Source organism: Fischerella thermalis PCC 7521 (assembly GCF_000317225.1).
GTDB classification, from domain to species: domain Bacteria; phylum Cyanobacteriota; class Cyanobacteriia; order Cyanobacteriales; family Nostocaceae; genus Fischerella; species Fischerella thermalis.
Map to the genome: position 1 here is coordinate 64,925 of NZ_AJLL01000008.1, position 19,593 is coordinate 84,517.

The following is a 19,593-nucleotide window of genomic DNA, read 5'->3' on the forward strand; positions in this document are numbered from 1 at the left end:
AACTGATATCATGTCCGACTAATTGCTTATGATATAAAGCTTGGATCTTGAGCATTGGGCATGGTGAAAAAATAACTCATGATCACCAATTACCCATTACCCATTACCAATTACCGACCCCGACGGATAATAGTAAGTGTTCAAGCGGACATGATATGAATGGTTTACCTGCACGCCATCCCAATCATTTCCAAGCGATCGCTCACATGGCGCTGGATATGCTAGATGCGATCACTAAACTTCCACTTCCACTTTAGCCTTAAGTCCTGGCAATAGCCAGCGCCCGGCGTACAGCAGCATCAGTGTTGACAACACCGTAGCCGTGGACTATATCATAACCGGGATCACCAAGATCGTAAGCAGTCTCTGAAAGAATCGAGCGTATTTGTGTGGCTGTTAATCCTTGATTAACACTCCAGACTAATGATGCAATTCCTGTAACATTTGCAGTTGCTGCGGAAGTGCCACTGAAATAGTTTATGTAGTCAAAATTACTGTAGAAAGAGTTGGAGGTGTTGCGAGTAGCACTGGTAGAGGTAAATTCTGCTGGGGCCATGAGAGTTAAACCTTCCCCATAATTAGAACCATACCACTGTATACCTGCACTCGGATAATCAACTCGTGTTCCTGGCGTTTTCGGATTGCCGTAGTAGTCTTGAGTTCCCCAACAAGCCCCAACGGAGATCACATTTTGGTACTTCTTAGCTAAATCGGCAGGACTCGAAATAGTACTCTGATTACCATTACCAGCCGCGATGACAAACAAAACATCGTCTTGATTGTTAGCGATGAGCTGTTCAAATGCTGTGGAGTATCCACCAGCTAGGCTGAGGTTAATTACTAAACGCTTATTTTGACTATCTGCCCAATTTATTAATATCTGTGTGGCATCAGCTAAACTGTAATCCCCAGGGTTACCACCAACAACATCGACATGCATCAGCGCAGAATTCCAGTTGATGCCAGCTATACCAATATTATTATTGCTAGCAGCAGCGATCGTTCCTTGGACTAAAGTTCCGTGAGAATCAGATGAATATTCATCAAAATAGTTATAACTAATACTTTCGGTAAATCGCAAGTCTGGGTGAAGATAGCCGTTAATGTCAGTTGCTATTCCTGTATCTTCAATTCCCAGTAGTATCTGATCTGAACCTGTTGTGAACCGCCACGCTTTCTGCACATCCATCATGTGCAAGTTCCATTGTTGGTTAAATAGCGGGTCATTGGGTATTACCGACAAGTCAATTACAGTATCTGCAAACTTGATAGTGTCGATACCTTCAAAGAAAATTTGCTTACCGTCAGAGAAAGCGATCGCATCAAACACACGGGCTACTGAATCACCAGGATCGTAAACTACGCCACCATTGGCGGTGTGAGCGTAATTAAACGCTTGGACTTGTGTAGATACAAAAGCAGAGAGGTCCAGTATATCTCGTCCTCCGCTACCAAAGTCGATATTACCTTTGCCAGAAAATACAGTTTGTGTAGAAGTCGATGTATAAACAAACGTATCTGCTCTGAGTGTACCCTGGTAACTGACGACAGTTGCAGGTGTGATGGATGTGCTATCGGCATCATCTACTGACTCTAGTTCATCGGAACTTTGACTCATTACCGTAGAATCCGGCGGTGTGAATGATAAACGTAGATTGTAAAAAGTTTGATTGCCGTTGTATGGATAAATTTCTACGTAATAGGTTCCGGCTGTTAAACTACTAGTAATAAATTCATCAGTATTAGTAATATTGGCAGAACCTGCCAGAATCTCACCCTGCCAATTCAACAATCGCATATCTGCATCAGCAGCCAAATCTTTGAGTGATAAAGTCACATCGCCAGCAGTGTTGATGTTGAACTTATAGTAATCGTAGCTGTCAGATTTACCTACCCAATCTGTATAGCTAATAGCTTCTGTATTGGCTGAGATTTCACCTATATCCCAAGCTGTATCGAGAGTGTTACCTGCGTTGTCAATCGGTGTAGCCGAAACACTCAAGTCATATTTAGTTTTCGCTTTACCCTGAGAATAAACTCGAATGTGATAAGTACCAGCTTCTAAAATCTTGGTAATTGATTCGGCTTTTTTACCAGTACGCTTAGAAGCAGCAATGACTTCTCCCTTATCTACTAAACCGTTGCCATTCACATCCCGAATCAATTGGACGTTGGCATTGGCACTCAAGCGAGTCAAGTCAAGTTGAAAACTACTTCTACCCTCAAGGGTAAATTGATAGTAATCGTTTTGATCTTTAAGAGAAACTCTATCAGTAAAAATCTCCGAATTATTTGTAAATGTAAAACTTCTAGCCTTATCTAAGGAATTGCCAGCAAGATCCGATGACATTTTTTACCCGGTATCTCAAACTACAGATAACTTTCATTACATCCATCATCTGTTTCTTTCGTAAGAAAATAACCTGATTTTACATGTCTTTAATCAATCAGCATCAAAATTTTACCTGAACTTTAAAATTCTGCTGCGTAATTTTACTAGGACACTAGACTATAGGGTTTGGGAGTACAGCCAAAATTTGGATATCCTGTTGTTGGCTTGAACAAAATCTCAAACACATAAACAATGCTGGCTTTAATTAACTCTGTAAACCCCTGGCTAGTGGGAGTGGCGTTGAATTCTATCTTGTTAGTTGTGGCTTGGATTGCTCCCAAAAAACTACTCACAAGCGCTGGTTACTTCCACGCTTGGTTACTAGGTGTCCTAATTTGGGGGACATTAGGTTGGCAAGGATATATAGTTGTAATGTTCTATTTTCTGGTTGGTTCCTTTGTCACACGTATAGGCATGGCCCAAAAAGAAGCTGAAGGTATTGCCGAAAAGCGTTCTGGTGCCAGAGGACCAGAAAATGTTTGGGGTTCAGCTTTAATTGGGACACTGTGCGCTTTAGGAGTAGGAATGCTAGACTTGGGAACCCTTCCCGTTACCCAATCCCTGATCGCTGATCTCCGATCCCTACTAATCCTGGGTTATGTAGCCAGTTTTAGTACCAAGTTGTCTGATACTTGTGCTAGTGAAGTGGGGAAAGCCTACGGCAAAAGTACTTTCTTGATTACCACCCTACAACCAGTACCCCGTGGAACTGAGGGAGCAGTAAGTTTAGAAGGAACCTTGGCTGGGGTAGTGGCTTCAGTGGTGATTGCTTTTGTGGGTTGGGCTGTTGGTTTAGTCGAACTTTTGGGCGTACTTTGGTGCGTAGTAGCAGCATTTATTGCCACAAATTTAGAAAGTGTCATTGGAGCAACATTGCAATCAAAGTACACTTGGTTAACTAACGAATTAGTGAATATTTTAAATACATTAATCGGTGCGATCGCAGCGATTTTTTTGGCTTGGTTTTGGGCAATTACAGTTGCTTAATCTCTACAGACAAGAGTGAGGAGATTGTAATTCTAATAACGTGAGATTGTCAGCTAATTTTGAATGCGTAGTTATTTTTCCCAAAGGGCACTAGTTGTTTCTGCCATACTCTCATAATCATTTTCCGATACTAGGTAGATATTTTTACGATATATTTACAAGATGGAGTTGCCACTCTGTCTTGTAAGTCTTACTATGTCTATATAAACTTGGCATATTCCTGTCAAGGAAAATACGAATTTCCTCTGAGAAATAAATGTATAAATATTTTATGTCATGTTACGTGTTTACCCTATGGAATCTTCATCGTTTTTAAATATTGATGAGCAACCGATTTCGATTGGACAAGCGGTAAAGTATTTGCAAAATTCTGGAAAATTAGGACAATTCATTGGGGATATTCTGCGTCAATATGTAATAGAAAAAGAATTACAAACTCGCGAAGATATAGCTATTAGTCCGGCTCTTACTGAACAGGCAATTATTGATTTTCGACTTAAAAATCAACTCACAGATCCGAAAAGTTTTCAAGAATGGCTACAAAATAATGGCAAAGACTATGATTCTTTCCACTCTAGTGTGGCTCTAGGCTTCAAGTTAGAAAAACTCAAAGCAGTAGTAACAGAACCAAAGTTGCCAGAATATTTCATAGAAAGGAAAATTTTCCTGGATCGGGTGGTGATTTCGCGAATTATTGTAGATAATCGGGAACTAGCCGAGGAATTACAAGCCCAAATAGAGGAAGGAGCTAGCTTTGAGGCATTAGCTAGAGAATACTCACTCACAGAGGATCGAATCGTCAACGGTATGATGGGCCCCGTCAGCCGAGGAACATTGCCTGATAAACTCAGGGCAGCAATTGATGTGGCAAGACCAATGGAAATAGTAGGGCCAATAGAACTGGAAGAACGTTATGGTTTGTTTCGTGTAGAACAAATTTTGCCAGCTTCATTGGAAGATACTCAACTAAAGCAAGCACTACAGAATGAGTTGTTTGAGAAATGGCTAGCAGAGAAAATTCAGAAGCTAACGGTAAAACTGCAAGTGAATTAAAGCTGATAGATGATGAGTCTTCACATACAAGGGTGCTAGCCTCTCTACCTTGGACAAAAGCACCACTATGTTGGTTAACTCCACAACAGCAAACCCTATTGAAAAAACGGGCAGAAACTCTGCGCTTCGGTTTAGGAGAAAAAATCTGGCCAAAAGATGGGGTGGGCTATCAGTTTTTGATTGTGACTGGTAAAGTCCGTTTGCGCCAAGAAGGAATTGGTAAACCCCTAGCAACTTTAGCTGCGGGTGATTGGTTTGGTAGCTTGCAGGAACTACCCCTCGAATGCAAAGCTGTAGCTGCTAGTAAAGATGTAGTAGTGGTACGTTGGCCTGTAGGAATATGGGCAGAAATTTCCACACCACAGATTGAAGAGTTTTGGCGAGGAAGACCTCAAGATGATGGGGGGATGGGGAGAACCGGAGATGGGGAGACGAGGGAAAGTTCTCTCCCCACCACCCCACCACCCCACCACCCCAGCAAAGACAGTCCCACCCCCCCCACTTACCCCTTTGTTGCTAGCCGCAACACTGCTGCTGCTTGCTTGACAATGGTGGCGCAACAATTAGATCAACCCGTGAAGTTGGAATGGGTACAACGCCAAGTCAGAGGACAGCAGCCGAAACATGTTGTAGAAGCAGCAGAAAAGTTAGGCTTTGTGCTGCGACGGTTACAGGTGAGTTGGTTTGATTTGCAGCAGTTGTCATTTCCGGCTTTGTTGCAGTGGCGTGCATCCCCAGAAGCTGAGGGCAACTGGGTTGTAGTGTATGCTGTCAGGGGCGATCGCTTACTCATTGCCAATCCCCTGAATGGCGATCGCACTTGTGAAGTTTTGCCGCAGTCCTTGGTGGAACAACATTGGAATGGGCAACTGTGGCAAGTTGAGTTAATCCAAAAGCAGGAAAAATTCAACCTCAGTTGGTTTTTACCAGCAGTATGGCAGTACCGAGGACTGTTAGGGGAAGTGTTGCTGGCGTCGTTGACATTACAGATGTTAGGGTTAGCAACGCCACTCATTACCCAAGTCGTGATCGATAAAGTCATGGTGCAAGAGAGTTTGGCGACTCTTGATGTCATGGCGATCGCCTTATTGCTAGTAGCACTTTTTGAGGCAGTACTTGGTATTTTGCGGCTATTTGTCTTTACTCATACCGCCCGGCGCTTGGATTTAAGTTTGTCCGCCCAGCTATTTCGCCACTTGATGCGCTTACCTTTGGCTTACTTTGAATCACGCAGGGTAGGAGACACAGTTGCACGGGTGCAAGAACTGGAACAAATTCGCCAATTCCTCACAGGTACAGCGTTGACTGTGGTGTTAGATAGTGTCTTTGCTGTGGTGTACCTGGTGTTGATGTTTTACTACAGCATTCCGCTTACCTTCACGGCGTTGGCTGTGCTACCTTTATTTGCCATCCTCACACTTGTAGCTACACCAATTCTCCGTAACTGGCTAAACGAAACTTTTAACCGCAGTGCTGATAGCCAGTCGTTTTTGGTAGAAACGGTGACAGGAATTCATTCAGTGAAAGCCCATGCAGCCGAAGCAGTCGCACGCGATCGCTGGGAAGGTTTATTTGCCCGTTTCATCCGCACAAGCTTCAAAGCTTCCACCACCTCTAACATCAGCAGCAATATCGGTGACTTCCTGACTAATTTCTCTAGCCTACTCATTCTCTGGTTTGGTGCTAAGTTAGTCATTGACAACAAACTAACTGTTGGTCAACTTGTTGCTTTTCAAATGCTTTCTGGTAGAGTTACCGGGCCATTACTGCGATTAGTGCAACTATGGCAAAATCTGCAACAAGTTCTACTTTCCGTAGACAGGATTGGTGATATTCTCAACGTCGCCCCAGAAGCAGAACCGGGTACAGGTTTAGTTTTGCCACCCCTGAAAGGGCAAGTCGTTTTTGATCAAGTCTTCTTCCGCTACCGCCAAAACACTGAACCCGTACTGCGAGGCATTTCTTTTAACGTCCAGCCAGGGCAATTTGTCGGTATTGTCGGACGCAGTGGTTCTGGTAAGAGTACCCTTTCTAAGCTTTTGCAACGCCTCTATCAAATTGAATCAGGACGCATCCTCATTGATGGTTTTGATATTAAAAGTGCTGATTTAACTTCACTGCGTCAACAGATTAGTGTTGTCCTCCAAGAAGACTTTTTATTCAACGGTTCGATTTTGGAGAATATTACCCTTGGAAATCCCGAGATTAGCGCTGAACAAGTAGTAGAAGCTGCTAGACTTGCTGTTGCCCACGACTTTATTAGTGAATTACCCCACGGTTACGAAACCAACGTCGGCGAAAGGGGTACAGCTTTATCTGGTGGACAACGACAGCGTATAGCCCTAGCGCGGTTGTTCCTCTCCCAAGCACCAATTTTGATTTTAGATGAAGCTACCAGCGCCCTGGATAGTGAAACCGAACAGCAAGTACTGCAAAACTTGCAAACAGTTTCTCAAGGACGAACTGTATTTTTAATTGCTCACCGCTTTGCACCTTTAAAACGTGCTGATCTAATTTTGGTGTTAGAAAAAGGAGTTCTCGTCGAACGCGGTACACATACAGACTTGTTACAGCAAAAGGGTTTGTATTGGTCGCTATATCAACGACAGCAGTTTAATATTTAACTTCTCGTCTCTGAGAAACAAGGCAGAGGAGGCGTGGGTTCGCCACCTGCGGGCGAACAAGGAACGCCGTGGCAAAAGGCAGAAGGCAGAAGGAAAGAGGATTTGACTTAAGCAATCCTAAATCATTCGCGAGAGGCGATATCCCCGACTTCGCAAGAGTTGTCGGGGATCTGGGGTTCCGTATTTTCTCACAACTTAATTAGGATTGCTATATTTAGCTAACAGTTTGGCTACTTTAGCACTTACCGTTTTCTAAAACATGACTTTAATTTACATTAAGCGTAAAATATCAATGGATTTTTTTGCTAATCTCGTCTAATCTGTATTTATCGATAGTTTTTGCTACTTATAATCATCCAATTTGTATCGGTAATTACTTAAAAAATTAACAGGGGTTTTATACCATAGACGTATGGAAAGCAAGCTTGCAAAACAGTAATTTCTTAAAGAGAACAACATTAACATCACAAGCTAAAAACCTTTCTTGGTTCCGATGAGAAAAACCAGCCTGCCTTTTTAGGGTGCAACTAGTGAATGAGATGCTTTAGAATTTCTCATTGAGGCAATGACTCCTTTATTAGGGTAGCCCCTAAAAGAGGCTGGTCTTCCGTTTCTTCTTCATGTATTAAGTACATGGACATAATTAAGCGTCAAAGATACTTCTAGTTTGTAGTAAGTGTTACCCTTATAGAAGTTACTATAGGCAGGACTTTTACTAGTTACTAGAAACTTTAGTTTATTTATGTTCATCTACTTACTTCTGAACACACCCAAAACATTTTAGGTAAATATTCAGTAATGATGAACAAAAAATGGGCAACAAAGCGAATTACTTTAAACCTAGCATCAGGTGAAGCCGAAAAGCTTGAAAAATATTGCCAACAAACTGGAAGACCAGCAACAGACGTGATTCGGGAACTTATTCGAGGACTACCTATACAAATGCAAACTGACTTAAATCCAATTGAACAGAATTACTCCACTACAATAGGGCAATTAAGAACATAATTGATAATTCCTGTTAGTTCCTCATTGATCAATCATAATTCATAATTAAAAACCTTAATTATGAATTATGATTTACTAATTATCAATTATTGATTATTAATCAGGACTGTTAACTACTCTTGGTAACTCCACACGAAAAGTTGAACCTTCACCAAGTTTACTTTCTACAGTGATGCTGCCTTTCATCAAGCGCACTAATTGGTCTACAATTGCTAGTCCTAAACCAGTACCACCTTGTTTGCGTGTGAGACATTGGTTGACTTGACGAAATTCTTGGAAGATGTTTTTTAAGTCGGCTTCGCTAATGCCTATACCTGTATCTTTCACGAGCAACATCACTCGTTCTTGAATTTCTAACACTTCCACATTTACTTTACCTATATCGGTAAATTTAATCGCATTAGAAAGCAGATTAACTAAAATTTGGCGGACGCGATCGCTATCATTAATAACGTTAGGATTTTGCAAGTTAATATAAACATCTAAAGCTAAATGTTTCTGCTGGGCTAAACAGTTAAGTTCTTCTACTGTTTTTGTAACCAAATCAGCTAAATTGAATTCTGTCAAATTCAACTCCAGCCGCCCAGCCTCCAGCTTGGAAAAATCTAGTATATCCTCGATCAACACTAGCAGGCGTCTAGCACTAGATAAAATCCGTTCTACCATATTTCTTGCCTGCGGAGGAAACTGATTGTATGGGTGGCGTAGCAGTAGTTGGGAAAAGCCCAAAATCGCATTCATGGGGGTACGCAGTTCATGAGACATAAACGCCAAAAATTGTGATTTCAGCCTTGTCGCTTCTTGGAGTTGCAAATTTTCCAGCTTCATCGCCCGTAACTGTTCTTCTGCTTGTTTGCGGGCGGTAATATCCCGTACCAACCAACGCCAGCCTTTGGGATTACCTTCGCGATTCCATATTGTAGTGACACTGATGGCAGCATCAAATTCACCCCCCTCCCGCGTATGCATTTGAATTTCCCAATCTTGGATTTGTTTGATCTGGTGCAAACGCATGAGCTGGAAACGAAAGGCACGACGCTGATGTTCTGGGATGAAGTTGATGAGTAATTTGCCTTGGAGATATTTTTGTGATATTTTAAGTAAATTAGTAGCAGCGCGATTTGCTTCTAAGATTTTGCCTGCGATGTTAGTCACCAAATAGGCATCTGGCGCAAAATCAAATAGTTCTTTGTAGCGTTGGCGTTCCACTTCCAACGCAGCACGAATATCTATTAACTCCTCGTTTTGTTGGCGTACTTCTTCTTCTGCTACTTTTAGTTCTTCTAACGCTGTATTAAGTTCTTCAAGACAGTCGTGCAGAATTTCCGATGGCGGTAAAGGCGATCTTTTGGCGTGATCTTGTAGCGCATCAGCACGTTGACGCACAGCCTCTATTTGTTGGGTCAATTCGTAGGCGTTCACACTGAAACTCCTATTAGTTCTCGCTGGTTTTCTATATTTTTGAATCAATTTTTTTAATCAAGTTATGTAAAACTCTCAGAGTAATTAGCACTGACAAAATAGTCAGGAAGACTCTGGATTATGAAATTAATGTAGCGAAACTGATTGATTAATAGATTTAGGGGAGAAATAGGGAAGTATTTTTGGCATATTAAATGAGATTGAATTTTAAAATTTTTTTAATTGTCTATCTTGTACTAGTCAAATCATAGCTCCTGTCGAAGACAGTATTTCAGTGATAACATACAGCTTCTAAAGTATGAGTTTAGGAAGAGTAGAATACAATATAAATTATTCGCTTGTGTCAATTTCTTCCATTAACAAGATTACTCCTTGAATATCGTGTGTGGTCGACCCACGTAAAGGTGTACAGGAAACTTTGCACAAAATTGCCCGACCACGACGATTTGTGGCTTGTAGTGTCACTTCTGGGTATGGTAATTCTCCGAGTAAGCAGGTGCGGATTGGCTGACGCAGTTGTTCGACTGACAAGCCGATATCTAGGTTTAGGAAGTGTCTACCTTTAACTTCATCAGCGCGGACGCCCCAGAGGTCTTCAGCACGATAGTTCCAAATTTGGATGTGTAGGTCTTGGTTAAGAACAGCCACCCCGCTATGCAAACCAGACAAAATCGATTCCAAAAAGGTGTTGACTTGGACGAGTTCATCACTACGTTGACGCAGTTCGTCATTCAGGGCGTGGAGTTCTTCGTTAGTAGATTGCAGTTCCTCGTTCATCGTCTCCAATTCTTCATTGGTAGATTGGAGTTCTTCGTTGGTTGTTTCTAGTTCTTCGACGGTGGATTGGAGTTCTTCGTTTGTTGTTTCTAGTTCTTCGTTAGTAGATTGGAGTTCTTCGTAAGCTGTTTCTAGTTCTTGGTTCGCGTGTACTAGTTCGTTTTGTAACTGTTTAAAGCGGGTAACGTCGGTGAAGACAATTTTTACACCTAAGAGTTCATCACCATTGTTATCTATGAGTGGTATGATGTGGACGTCAAAAAACCTGGTTTCTTGCTCTGTAATTGACCATTCAACATCTTTTAAAATCACAGCACGACGGTTAGTGCTAGCTTGGTCAATCCGCGATCGCAATTCCACTGGTCGGTAGGAAATTTCTAAATCCTGCAAGGGACGACCTATATCCCTGGGATTGAGATTAAATAAACTCCGGGCTTGTTCGTTGGCTAGTACCAATGAATTGTGAACATCCACTATCACCTGGGCGATCGGATCGATCTCAAAGGCGGCTTGATGAATGCGAGTAATTGGGTTAACCATCTCCGATGTGGATTGCTGAGTATTCAAATGAGTTATATTCAACAACAAATCGCGACGATTGCCGTTTGGTAATTTTGTGAAGATCCGCCGCCGCAAGTCAACAGGTGTAAAGGAGTGATTACGAGCAAACAGCATTTCTGCTTTACCCAAAAATAGAAACCCATGATCGCGTACAGCAAAGTGAAAACGATCCAGAATTTTCGCCTGGGTTTCAGAGTTGAAATACATCAGAGTATTGCGACACACCAGCAGATCAATTCTGGAGATTGGTGCATCTTGTACTAAATCGTGACGACCAAAAATTACACCGCGACGTAACTCTTTTTGCACAACGTACCGACCACCAACACGCTCAAAATACTTTTCCAGTAGTTCTGAAGAAATGGTTTGAATTTCTTTGGGGCTGTAGTTAGCATGACGAGCATATTCCAGCGCTTCCACATCCACATCAGTGGCAAATACTTTCACTCGCGCTGTGTATTGTTCCATACCCAGTGCTTCAGCCAACAACATAGCTAAGGTGTAAGTTTCTTCCCCAGAAGCACATCCCGCACTCCATACTCGAATCGGTTGGCTGAGGTGCTTATTAGTAATTATTTGAGGAATAATGTCACTTGCTATATACTCCCATGCTTCTGCATCTCGAAAGAAACCTGTGACATTGATCAAGATTGTGTTAAATAACTCAACAAACTCGTCTGGATGCACCTCTAAGTAGTCAAGATATTCGTTGTAATCTTCAACACCAATTGTTTGCATACGTCTTTTGATGCGGCGGCTTAAGCTGGTGCGCTTGTAGCCCCCAAAATCAAAACCACGGTTGTGTTTGATGTACTCTAAGAGGTTTTCTAGTTCTGGATTAGTTTCCGTGGCGCTCATAGTCAGTGATTGGGCAAAATTAGGGTTAATTGTGTAGAGTCAGGGAATAGTATAAAGAATGTGTAATTAATTTTGCGATCGTACTTAAAAAGTAAAATTTTATAACTATACCTTTTCGCTGTAACCAGGCTACAAATTGTAGATGTGATATCAATTCCCTTTAAACGTAAAACATATTTGTGTTGTACCAGAGGTGCCATGGCACCTCTGGTACAGGATTTAAATGTTGTATCGTGATTAAGGTAAATTGGTATGAGCCGGAAGAGGGGTGTCCCATAGGACGGGGTGAGGTTTTTTCATTGGGACTGCCCCCTGCCTTTGTTTAATCACCTATTTGTTAATTGAATTAAAGTAGAAGCGATCGCTTCTAAAGGCAAAACAAAATCAACAGCCCCAGTTTTAATAGCAGCTTCAGGCATAGCAAAAAAATCAGCAGTTGCTTCATCTTGGGCGATCGCTATACCACCCATGTTTTTAATTGCCTGTACTCCGGCTGCGCCATCGCTATCCATACCAGTTAAGACTACAGCGATCGCCTGTTCTTGAAAACTAACTGCGGCAGACTGAAACAGCACATCACCTGCGGGACGGACATGACGGACTTTTTCCGCTTGGGAAACAGACAATGTTACGTCGGTATTAACTAACAAGTGTTGATCAGGAGGAGCAATGTAAACTGTGCCTGGTTTTAACTTTTCACCCGCTTCTGCTTGCTTGACTACCAAAGGAGTGCGCTTACTCAGGATTTTGGCTAGCATACTAGGATAGTGGGGATCTAGGTGCTGCACCACAGCGATCGGCGCAGGAAAGTCTGGGGGTAAGTTGGATAAAATTTCACTCAAAGCTTTGAGTCCGCCAGCTGAGGCTACCATTACTACTATATAGCTATTCGTCATTGATCGTTTATTGCTCTTGTAGATCTGGTGTCTCGTTCAGTTCTGCTACTGGGTGGCGATTGCTGTTGAGTAGAACTTCTCGAATCACAGCAGCACGCTCATCACAATCTTGAGCCTCTTGGTGTAATCGTTCGGCTGATAAGATTTGATTGCGATCACGCATCCGCTTAGCCATACGGTTTGCCAGAGAAGATTTTTCCTTTAATGCTCTCAGGGCGATCCAAAGAGCATCCTCCAAAGCATCAGATTGTTCTGCCAAAAGAGTTTCCGTCGAGTAAGCATGACCCGTGCGACACCGAAACCGCAACAAATCTCCCTCTTGCAATTCCCACAGGCTACCACCACAATCCGGACAGGAGAAACCTGAGGGTTTACCAGGTCTACCGTCGTTGTCGACTGCTTCCATATCTAGTTCTGCTATATCAGATTCAAATTCAATTTCGTTGGGTATAGATTTTTCTACTTCTTCTACAGGTGTGTTAGCTAGTTTCACCAGTACAAATGGAATCTCCGCTAGTGGGAGAACATAGTCAATGTCGTCTACGTTTTTGATCGCACTACGTGACATTCCCGCAAACATGGCATTTTTGGGGTCTTGAACAACCGCTATCCCACCTCGCATTTTCACTGCCTTTAATCCCGCCGTGCCATCATCAAGTGTACCCGTTAAGATCACACCAACCACTCGTCGTCCGTAAGACCGCGCTGCGGTACGAAATAGGGGATCGATAGCTGGACGATGGCTATTCTCTCTCGGACCCCGAGATAGGGTAATGTATCCTCGTTTGACAAGTAGATGGTAATTCGGCGGAGCAACGTAAATTCTACCTAGAACAATTGCTTCTCCATCTTGAGGATGATGTACTGGTAAATTTCCAGCCCGCTTCAAGATGCGGGGTAAAACGCTTGTAGCATGAGAGGGAACATGAAGAACAATGAGAATCGCAGCTTTGATGTCTGGAGGTAAATTTTTTGCCAGATAAGTAAGTGCTTCAACTCCGCCTGCTGATGTCCCGACTACGATTATATCGTGTCCAGGCATGGATTCCTCCTGATAGCAGCGCAGATTGAACACACCGACACACACTGCCAAGCCCACGCTAGCAAAATGGAGACATTTCCTAACCTAGCTTAGAGTAGATTTATTGGTTAAGGGTTTATCTAACTCGGGCGTGAGAAATAGAAACTTGCAGATTTGTAACCTTGGCGATCGCACCTTCTGGCTGTTGTCACAAATATTTCCCTAATTTATATAGGGTGAGCATTACCCACCCTAGATAAAGATTTAAATTCGTTTTGTGACTTTTCTTAGTGTTTGGGCGATCGCTTGAGCATCTTTGCCAACAAAAATTTCTTTTTCGCCGTTACTCCAAGTGATAAAGCAGGTATACTGTGAGCGATTTTGACTAGATCAATTCCCAGTATCAGAAATACTCGTTAGCAGTTTCACATAAACGCGATCGCACCGTGTCGTCTCTACACCTGTTGCTGGTAGATAACCATTGCTTTCATATAACTTGACTGCTTCTGCTAAAACACTGGCGGTTTCAATCCAAATTTGCTGAAAACCACGACGGGCGATCGCATCTTCCAACTCTTGTAACAAATATTTCCCTAAACCCACACCCCTAACGATCGGCAAAAGATACATTTTGCGGATTTCAACAGCTTTTTCACCCCGTTTTATCGGGTAGTATCCACCCGTACCCACAATTTGATTTTGGTATTCAATTACCCAAAACTCCCCACCCGTAGCTAAGTAACATTCTTCCACTTGCAACACATCCCGATCCGCACCATCAGGTTCCCAACCTAAACCATATTCAGCTAACACCGACCGAATCACTTCAGAAGCAGAAATGCGATCGCCTTCTTGCCAATCACGAATCAAAAAATCTTTGTAATAACTATTCATTTATTTGTCATTAGTCATTAGTCAATTGTCACTTTTTATTCACCCCATCACCCCTACTCCCCCTTCATCGGTAACGAAATGACAAACTCCGTACCTTCTCCGAAAACAGAATTAACTTCAATTGTCCCGCCATGTTTTTCGACTACAATTTGTTGTGCGATCGCTAACCCTAATCCCGTTCCTTTCCCAACTCCTTTAGTAGTAAATAAATGGTCAAATATGCGGTTTTTCACATCTTCACTCATTCCCTCACCATTATCAGCAATTGATATTTTCACGTTCACAACCAAAATCGATGAATAACGAACACAGTGCAAGGCGATGCACACAGATAAATCATCGGTGTTCGTCAAAGTCTTTACTAGCTAGAGTGATGCGATTGATACCTTAACTATGAATTCTCGGTTCAGGGTGTAAATTCACTAGCAATTCACTCTCAATAATTGCTAACTCTTCTAATCTTTTTGCGACAATTTCACGGAGAAAATAAGTATCAGCCAATACCCAATAAGTACCGTAATGCCGTGCTTCCGATGCCATCAACCCATGATAGAACTTCGCTAATTTTGGCTCAGGGCAATGAGTAGCTAATAATCCCAAACGTTCGTGACTACGTGCTTCTATTAAACCACTAACCAACAAAGAATCTAAAAAGCGATCGGGTTCTTTGGGGCGAATTTGGGCTTTTAAACCTGCACCATAGGGAGGTGGAGTGAGGGGGCGCATAGGTATATTTCTATCTTCTAGCCATTGATTTACTTGCTCAAAGTGTTCGAGTTCTTCGCGGGCAATTTTAGTTAGTTCCCGCACCATCTTGGCATTAGAAGGATAGCGAAATATCAAGTTTAACGCCACACCAGCAGCTTTGCGTTCGCATTGAGCGTGGTCTAGGAGGATAATGTCCAAATTAGATATAGCCTGTTCTACCCAAGCAGAACTGGTGGGTTGTTTCAGGATGTTAATTGTTGGTAAAGCAGAAGACAGCACAGTCAAAATTTAGAAATCTCTACTTTATTTTAAATTGAGTCCAACATCCCGTCCTCAAATAAATTTGGGGCTAATAGCTGAAGTCTACTAAAATAGACTGATTCTTTTGGTATTGCATATTTGTGAGATGATTTTATTTGGTAAATATAAAATTGAATCTTGGCGCTCTTGGCAACTTGGCGGTTCATCATCCTTAGCGATTAAAGCGCCGCAACCGTCCTGCTCATTCATCGATGCGATCAACCCACTGCACTAGTGCTATTAGTCATCCTCAGTGTTATTCAAAGTGATCGCGATCATGCTGATTACCCAGCAATTCAGTGGCTCTCACTGAAAAATTCTTAACTAAGTGTTACACTTTTAACCCTGTGAATAGATTTGTGATATAAGCTAAAAATTTATTTCTAAGACATGACATACGTATTTTTTATGTAATTGTCATTAAATGTAAATATCAGGATGCATAATATACCTTTTTACCTGGTCTCTAGCCCTTAGTTCCTTTTTTCTAATGAACTCAATAGACTTAGCCTTTACCCCAGCTCTTGAACAAGCACGATTGATCCGTCATAGGGAAGTGTCACCATTAGAGTTGGTGCAGATATATCTAGAACGAATTCAACGCCTCAATCCGGATCTGGGAAGTTATTTTACGGTCACAGCAGAACAAGCGATCGCTGATGCTAAAGCAAAGACAGAAATGTTGGCAAATAGCAATGAACTACCACCATTTTTTGGTGTACCGATTTCGATTAAAGACCTTAACCCGGTGGCTGGTGTCCCTTGTACCTTTGGTAGCCCGGCGCTAGTCAACAACATTCTTGATTTTGATGATGGTGTAGTCACGCGGATTAAGCAAGCCGGATTTATTCTGCTTGGTAAAACTGCCACTTCAGAACTTGGTTCATTCCCTTACACAGAACCTACGGGTTTTCCACCAGCAAGAAATCCTTGGAATTTAGAATATACTCCCGGTGGTTCTAGTGGTGGTGCAGCCGCCGCAGTTGCAGCTGGGTTGTGTGCGATCGCTCAAGGTTCTGATGGTGGTGGTTCAATTCGTGGTCCTGCGGCTTGTTGTGGTTTGGTGGGCATCAAGCCAGCCAGAGGACGAGTCACCCATGCACCCGTAGGCGATCGCCTCAGTGGGATTGCGACTAATGGCCCTATTGCCCGTACTGTGGCTGATGCAGCAGCCCTTTTAGATGTGATGTCTGGCTATGTCACAGGCGATCCTTATTGGTTAAGCGATCCTGAACCATCATTTTTGGTTGCCAGTAAAGAAAGAATTGGCAGACTACGTATTGCCTATGGTACAGCCATTCCACCGATTGGTACAGCAGATGGTAATTGTCAGCAAGGCGTACTGCAAACAGTGAAGTTACTAGAAGAACTTGGTCATACAGTCGAAGAAAAAAGCCCGGATTTTAGCGGTTTAGTAGAACCATTTCAGACCGTATGGCAAACGAACGTAGCGACTTCTGGTCTTCCCCCAGAAGTTTTGCAACCGATGAATCGTTGGTTACTAGCACGCAATGGCTCTGCTGGCGAATACCTGCAAGCAGTTTATCAAATGCAGATGGTGTCGCGGCAAATTGTCGCCTTTTTTGATTCAGTAGATATACTAGTGTTACCAGTATATTTGCACTCACCTATTTCTGTGGGTGAATGGGCGCACCTCACCCCGGAAGAAACATTTCAAAAGATCGTGAATTGGGTTGCTCCGTGTCCACCAGCCAATGCCACTGGCCTACCTGCGATCGCCATTCCTGTTGGTTTTGATAATAATGGCTTGCCTATGAGTGTGCAGCTAGTTGGCAAACCTGCCGCCGAAGCCACTCTAATCAGTTTAGCCGCTCAAATAGAAATTGCAAAACCTTGGATTGAGCATCGTCCGGCATTTGCTACTTAAATCATAAAATACCTCGTTGGCAAATCCACCCCTAGAAGGGGTGGAGCAGTGATATTGCTCAAACCATTGCTCTACAGAGATTTTCGATGTAGGTTCAATGTAAGTTCAATGATGAATTGAAGCTCTGTCGCTATGATCAAGTCAGAATCTAGTCAAGCCCAAAAATTTTTTTCAATACTGGTGCTGGAAAAGGTAAGCAATGGTTAAAGTGGTTGTCGGAATCAACACGCTCATCTCGCTAATCTTACTGTACGCCACTTGGCGAGTATGGCGACTGCGGTTGAAACTAACTAGGCTCACTAACTGGTTGATTCTCGCTGAGCGTTGTAGCCATACGTTATTTTCTCCAGCACCCCAAGCTCTCAACATCAGCCGCCAGAGTATTCATAACCTGCGGCAAAAAAACCAAGCGCTAGAGCTACAAATTCAACAATTGCAGCAGATACATAGCATATTATTTGTTGGACAGAGATTCTGGCGTTGGTATTTTCCGAGAAAAGTTAAATAATTCAGGGCTTGCAAGGCGTGAAAACCCCATAAAATGGGTGTAAGGAGAGAAAAGAAAAATGTCTAACAATCGTTCTGGAGTATTTATTGGCGGTTTAATGCTAGGAGCAACCATCGGTGCTTTGACTGGTTTGCTTATGGCTCCGCGTACAGGGCGCGAAACGCGTAAACTCTTAAAAAAATCGGCTGACGCACTGCCAGAATTGGCAGAAGACTTATCAACTAGTGTCCAAATTCAGGCAGATCGCCTGTCTGCCAATGCACTACGAAACTGGGATGAGACTTTAGAACGACTACGAGAAGCGATCGCAGCCGGTATTGATGCTAGTCAACGAGAAAGCCAAGCAATGAAACGGAAAAATCAATCAGACGCACCAACTCCGGCTAGTAGCACAGTGGCTGACTCAGATTCTCTTCCCAAGCATGTAGATAACTAAATTAATGACATAATTGTGAGTGAACCGCTGTTTTGGCTGGGACTATCTATATTCCTGGTGGCCATCAGTCTAACTGCTGTTTTGGTGGTGGCTATACCAGCTTTGCAGGAGTTAGCACGTGCTGCTCGTAGTGCGGAAAAGTTATTTGATACCCTCTCGCGAGAGCTACCACCGACCCTGGATGCTATCCGCACGACAGGCTTGGAAATTACTGAGTTGACTGATGATGTGAGTGAAGGAGTTAAAAGTGCTTCTGGGGTCGTCAAACAAGTTGATCAAAGTTTGAACAGCGCTAAACAGCAGGCTCAAAATATTCAAATCAATACGCGCAGTATATTTGTTGGCGTCAAAGCTGCATGGAAAAGTTTTACCCGCTCTAAACCTGCAAAAAGGACAAGCGATCGCTTGTTGATGAATCAAAAAGGAACACTAAAACCAAGAGAAAGAGAATCACTCAGACAGTACAATCGCCCCAAAAAATCAGAACAGTATCGAAATCAAGAAAGCTACAAAGATACTGCTGACTGGGAAAGTGATGACACCCAAGATTGGCAAGAAGAAGAATAAAGTCATTGTCAATCGTCAATTGTCATTAGTTGTTATTTCCACTCCTCACACCTCCCCACCTCCCCACCTCTCCCATAGATTCAGTAATTACTACACTGCTAAAAGGTTCTATGGTGAATTAATATTTCTGTATAAAATAAGTGTTTAATATCAAGCAACTTGCATTCTCAAGTTGTTTATCTGTTTTTTTTACTATTTATTCAGGTTATTAAAAACCATGAAAAGAAGTCAAAATCAATGTTCAGTGATGTAAAAATAATATAGTGTAAGGGTAATTACTTATTTAATAATGAGCTATTTCTAGCTAACAGATTTACAAAAAAATTGAAGCTCATCCGGAACTACGCAATATTTTCTGTACCTACAAATGCTCTTGAGAGTAAGTTTCAGTCCATTTCTGTTTATTGAAACTGAAAAATATAATTACTCAATCTAGTACAGGTCGCAGCAATCAACGGACAACTTGATATAGGTCAAAAGCTTAGAAAAAAGAGTTTTTGACTTTTTTACAGAAGTGAATCCATAGCATCTGTAACAACTTTTAACTGACTAGGTAGCAGTATTAGCTTCAGTATAGGAGTAGGTTTGAGTTTACATTCGGTGATTGAGATTGAAAAGTTTAACGTCCAGACCTATATGTACAGTAGTGATTAATCAATAAATTACAATCCATAACCAGCAAATATCAACTAT

The 19,593-nt window shown here is 42.3% G+C and carries 16 protein-coding genes and 1 pseudogene; 9 read left to right on the forward strand and 8 right to left on the reverse strand.

The genetic code is table 11. From position 1 onward, the window contains the following. Window positions 1–47: 47 nt before the first annotated feature. Entirely contained in the window at window positions 48–257 is a 210-nt protein-coding gene (locus UYK_RS27085; protein ID WP_146004977.1) for an adenylate/guanylate cyclase domain-containing protein, read from the forward strand. Between the two features lie 2 nt (window positions 258–259). Here UYK_RS27085 and UYK_RS0102005 read toward each other — a convergent pair whose 3' ends face one another. Continuing rightward, a complete protein-coding gene (locus tag UYK_RS0102005) occupies window positions 260–2,350 on the reverse strand; it encodes a S8 family serine peptidase (RefSeq protein ID WP_009455439.1) in 2,091 nt (696 codons plus the stop codon). 234 nt (window positions 2,351–2,584) lie between these two features. On the opposite strand from UYK_RS0102005, the gene UYK_RS0102010 reads away from it, so the two are divergent. The 4 genes from UYK_RS0102010 (at window position 2,585) to UYK_RS0102025 (ending at window position 8,064) form a co-directional block, all read left to right on the forward strand. Then, the gene (locus UYK_RS0102010; protein ID WP_009455441.1) at window positions 2,585–3,379 is read left to right on the forward strand and encodes a TIGR00297 family protein; all 795 of its coding nucleotides are present in this window, start codon (window positions 2,585–2,587) and stop codon (window positions 3,377–3,379) included. Between the two features lie 294 nt (window positions 3,380–3,673). Beyond that, window positions 3,674–4,432, forward strand: coding sequence for a peptidylprolyl isomerase (locus tag UYK_RS0102015; protein WP_026086335.1), 759 nt, complete (start codon window positions 3,674–3,676; stop codon window positions 4,430–4,432). After that, a complete protein-coding gene (locus UYK_RS0102020) occupies window positions 4,381–7,056 on the forward strand; it encodes a peptidase domain-containing ABC transporter (RefSeq protein WP_016870824.1) in 2,676 nt (891 codons plus the stop codon). The genes UYK_RS0102015 and UYK_RS0102020 overlap by 52 nt, the downstream gene beginning before the upstream one ends. Window positions 7,057–7,854: 798 nt before the next feature. After that, complete coding sequence (locus UYK_RS0102025; RefSeq protein WP_009455450.1) at window positions 7,855–8,064, forward strand: ribbon-helix-helix domain-containing protein; 210 nt, start codon at window positions 7,855–7,857, stop codon at window positions 8,062–8,064. A gap of 96 nt (window positions 8,065–8,160) precedes the next feature. Here UYK_RS0102025 and UYK_RS0102030 read toward each other — a convergent pair whose 3' ends face one another. The 7 genes and pseudogenes from UYK_RS0102030 to UYK_RS0102060 form a co-directional block, all read right to left on the reverse strand. Further along, complete coding sequence (locus tag UYK_RS0102030; RefSeq protein WP_009455452.1) at window positions 8,161–9,486, reverse strand: PAS domain-containing sensor histidine kinase; 1,326 nt, start codon at window positions 9,484–9,486, stop codon at window positions 8,161–8,163. A 330-nt stretch (window positions 9,487–9,816) separates the two neighbouring features. Continuing rightward, the gene (locus tag UYK_RS0102035; RefSeq protein WP_016870826.1) at window positions 9,817–11,682 is read right to left on the reverse strand and encodes a CheR family methyltransferase; all 1,866 of its coding nucleotides are present in this window, start codon (window positions 11,680–11,682) and stop codon (window positions 9,817–9,819) included. A gap of 326 nt (window positions 11,683–12,008) precedes the next feature. Beyond that, window positions 12,009–12,578 (reverse strand): chemotaxis protein CheB, encoded by a 570-nt coding sequence (locus UYK_RS0102040; protein ID WP_026086336.1) that lies wholly within the window; start codon window positions 12,576–12,578, stop codon window positions 12,009–12,011. A gap of 7 nt (window positions 12,579–12,585) precedes the next feature. Further along, a complete protein-coding gene (locus UYK_RS0102045) occupies window positions 12,586–13,620 on the reverse strand; it encodes a chemotaxis protein CheB (protein WP_016870828.1) in 1,035 nt (344 codons plus the stop codon). 369 nt (window positions 13,621–13,989) lie between these two features. Beyond that, window positions 13,990–14,493, reverse strand: a complete 504-nt coding sequence (locus UYK_RS0102050) for a GNAT family N-acetyltransferase (RefSeq protein WP_009455453.1) — start codon at window positions 14,491–14,493, stop codon at window positions 13,990–13,992. A 53-nt stretch (window positions 14,494–14,546) separates the two neighbouring features. Continuing rightward, window positions 14,547–14,774: pseudogene (locus tag UYK_RS26475) on the reverse strand (sensor histidine kinase); the annotation flags it as partial. 106 nt (window positions 14,775–14,880) lie between these two features. After that, a complete protein-coding gene (locus UYK_RS0102060; RefSeq protein ID WP_009455455.1) occupies window positions 14,881–15,480 on the reverse strand; it encodes a MiaE family protein in 600 nt (199 codons plus the stop codon). Between the two features lie 511 nt (window positions 15,481–15,991). Here UYK_RS0102060 and UYK_RS0102065 point away from each other — a divergent pair. The 4 genes from UYK_RS0102065 to UYK_RS0102080 all read left to right on the forward strand — a co-directional run bounded on the left by UYK_RS0102065 (window position 15,992) and on the right by UYK_RS0102080 (window position 18,900). Beyond that, complete coding sequence (locus tag UYK_RS0102065) at window positions 15,992–17,389, forward strand: amidase (protein WP_016870830.1); 1,398 nt, start codon at window positions 15,992–15,994, stop codon at window positions 17,387–17,389. 199 nt (window positions 17,390–17,588) lie between these two features. Beyond that, on the forward strand, window positions 17,589–17,897 hold the full coding sequence (locus UYK_RS0102070) for a hypothetical protein (RefSeq protein WP_009455457.1): 309 nt from the start codon (window positions 17,589–17,591) through the stop codon (window positions 17,895–17,897). Window positions 17,898–17,955: 58 nt separating this feature from the next. After that, window positions 17,956–18,333: a YtxH domain-containing protein gene (locus UYK_RS0102075; RefSeq protein ID WP_016870832.1), complete on the forward strand. Its 378-nt coding sequence runs from the start codon at window positions 17,956–17,958 to the stop codon at window positions 18,331–18,333. A 15-nt stretch (window positions 18,334–18,348) separates the two neighbouring features. Continuing rightward, window positions 18,349–18,900, forward strand: a complete 552-nt coding sequence (locus UYK_RS0102080; protein WP_009455459.1) for a DUF948 domain-containing protein — start codon at window positions 18,349–18,351, stop codon at window positions 18,898–18,900. Window positions 18,901–19,593 lie beyond the last annotated feature (693 nt).

What these genes read in the sequence shown, in the direction of transcription:
- UYK_RS0102005 (WP_009455439.1), bottom strand. Translation starts at nt 2,350, where the DNA reads ATGTCATCGGATCTTGCTGGCAATTCCTTAGATAAGGCTAGAAGTTTT.
- UYK_RS0102075 (WP_016870832.1), top strand. Translation starts at nt 17,956, where the DNA reads ATGTCTAACAATCGTTCTGGAGTATTTATTGGCGGTTTAATGCTAGGA.
- UYK_RS0102035 (WP_016870826.1), bottom strand. Translation starts at nt 11,682, where the DNA reads ATGAGCGCCACGGAAACTAATCCAGAACTAGAAAACCTCTTAGAGTAC.
- UYK_RS0102015 (WP_026086335.1), top strand. Translation starts at nt 3,674, where the DNA reads ATGGAATCTTCATCGTTTTTAAATATTGATGAGCAACCGATTTCGATT.
- UYK_RS0102070 (WP_009455457.1), top strand. Translation starts at nt 17,589, where the DNA reads ATGGTTAAAGTGGTTGTCGGAATCAACACGCTCATCTCGCTAATCTTA.
- UYK_RS0102025 (WP_009455450.1), top strand. Translation starts at nt 7,855, where the DNA reads ATGATGAACAAAAAATGGGCAACAAAGCGAATTACTTTAAACCTAGCA.
- UYK_RS0102065 (WP_016870830.1), top strand. Translation starts at nt 15,992, where the DNA reads ATGAACTCAATAGACTTAGCCTTTACCCCAGCTCTTGAACAAGCACGA.
- UYK_RS0102010 (WP_009455441.1), top strand. Translation starts at nt 2,585, where the DNA reads ATGCTGGCTTTAATTAACTCTGTAAACCCCTGGCTAGTGGGAGTGGCG.
- UYK_RS0102050 (WP_009455453.1), bottom strand. Translation starts at nt 14,493, where the DNA reads ATGAATAGTTATTACAAAGATTTTTTGATTCGTGATTGGCAAGAAGGC.
- UYK_RS0102045 (WP_016870828.1), bottom strand. Translation starts at nt 13,620, where the DNA reads ATGCCTGGACACGATATAATCGTAGTCGGGACATCAGCAGGCGGAGTT.
- UYK_RS0102040 (WP_026086336.1), bottom strand. Translation starts at nt 12,578, where the DNA reads ATGACGAATAGCTATATAGTAGTAATGGTAGCCTCAGCTGGCGGACTC.
- UYK_RS0102020 (WP_016870824.1), top strand. Translation starts at nt 4,381, where the DNA reads ATGGCTAGCAGAGAAAATTCAGAAGCTAACGGTAAAACTGCAAGTGAA.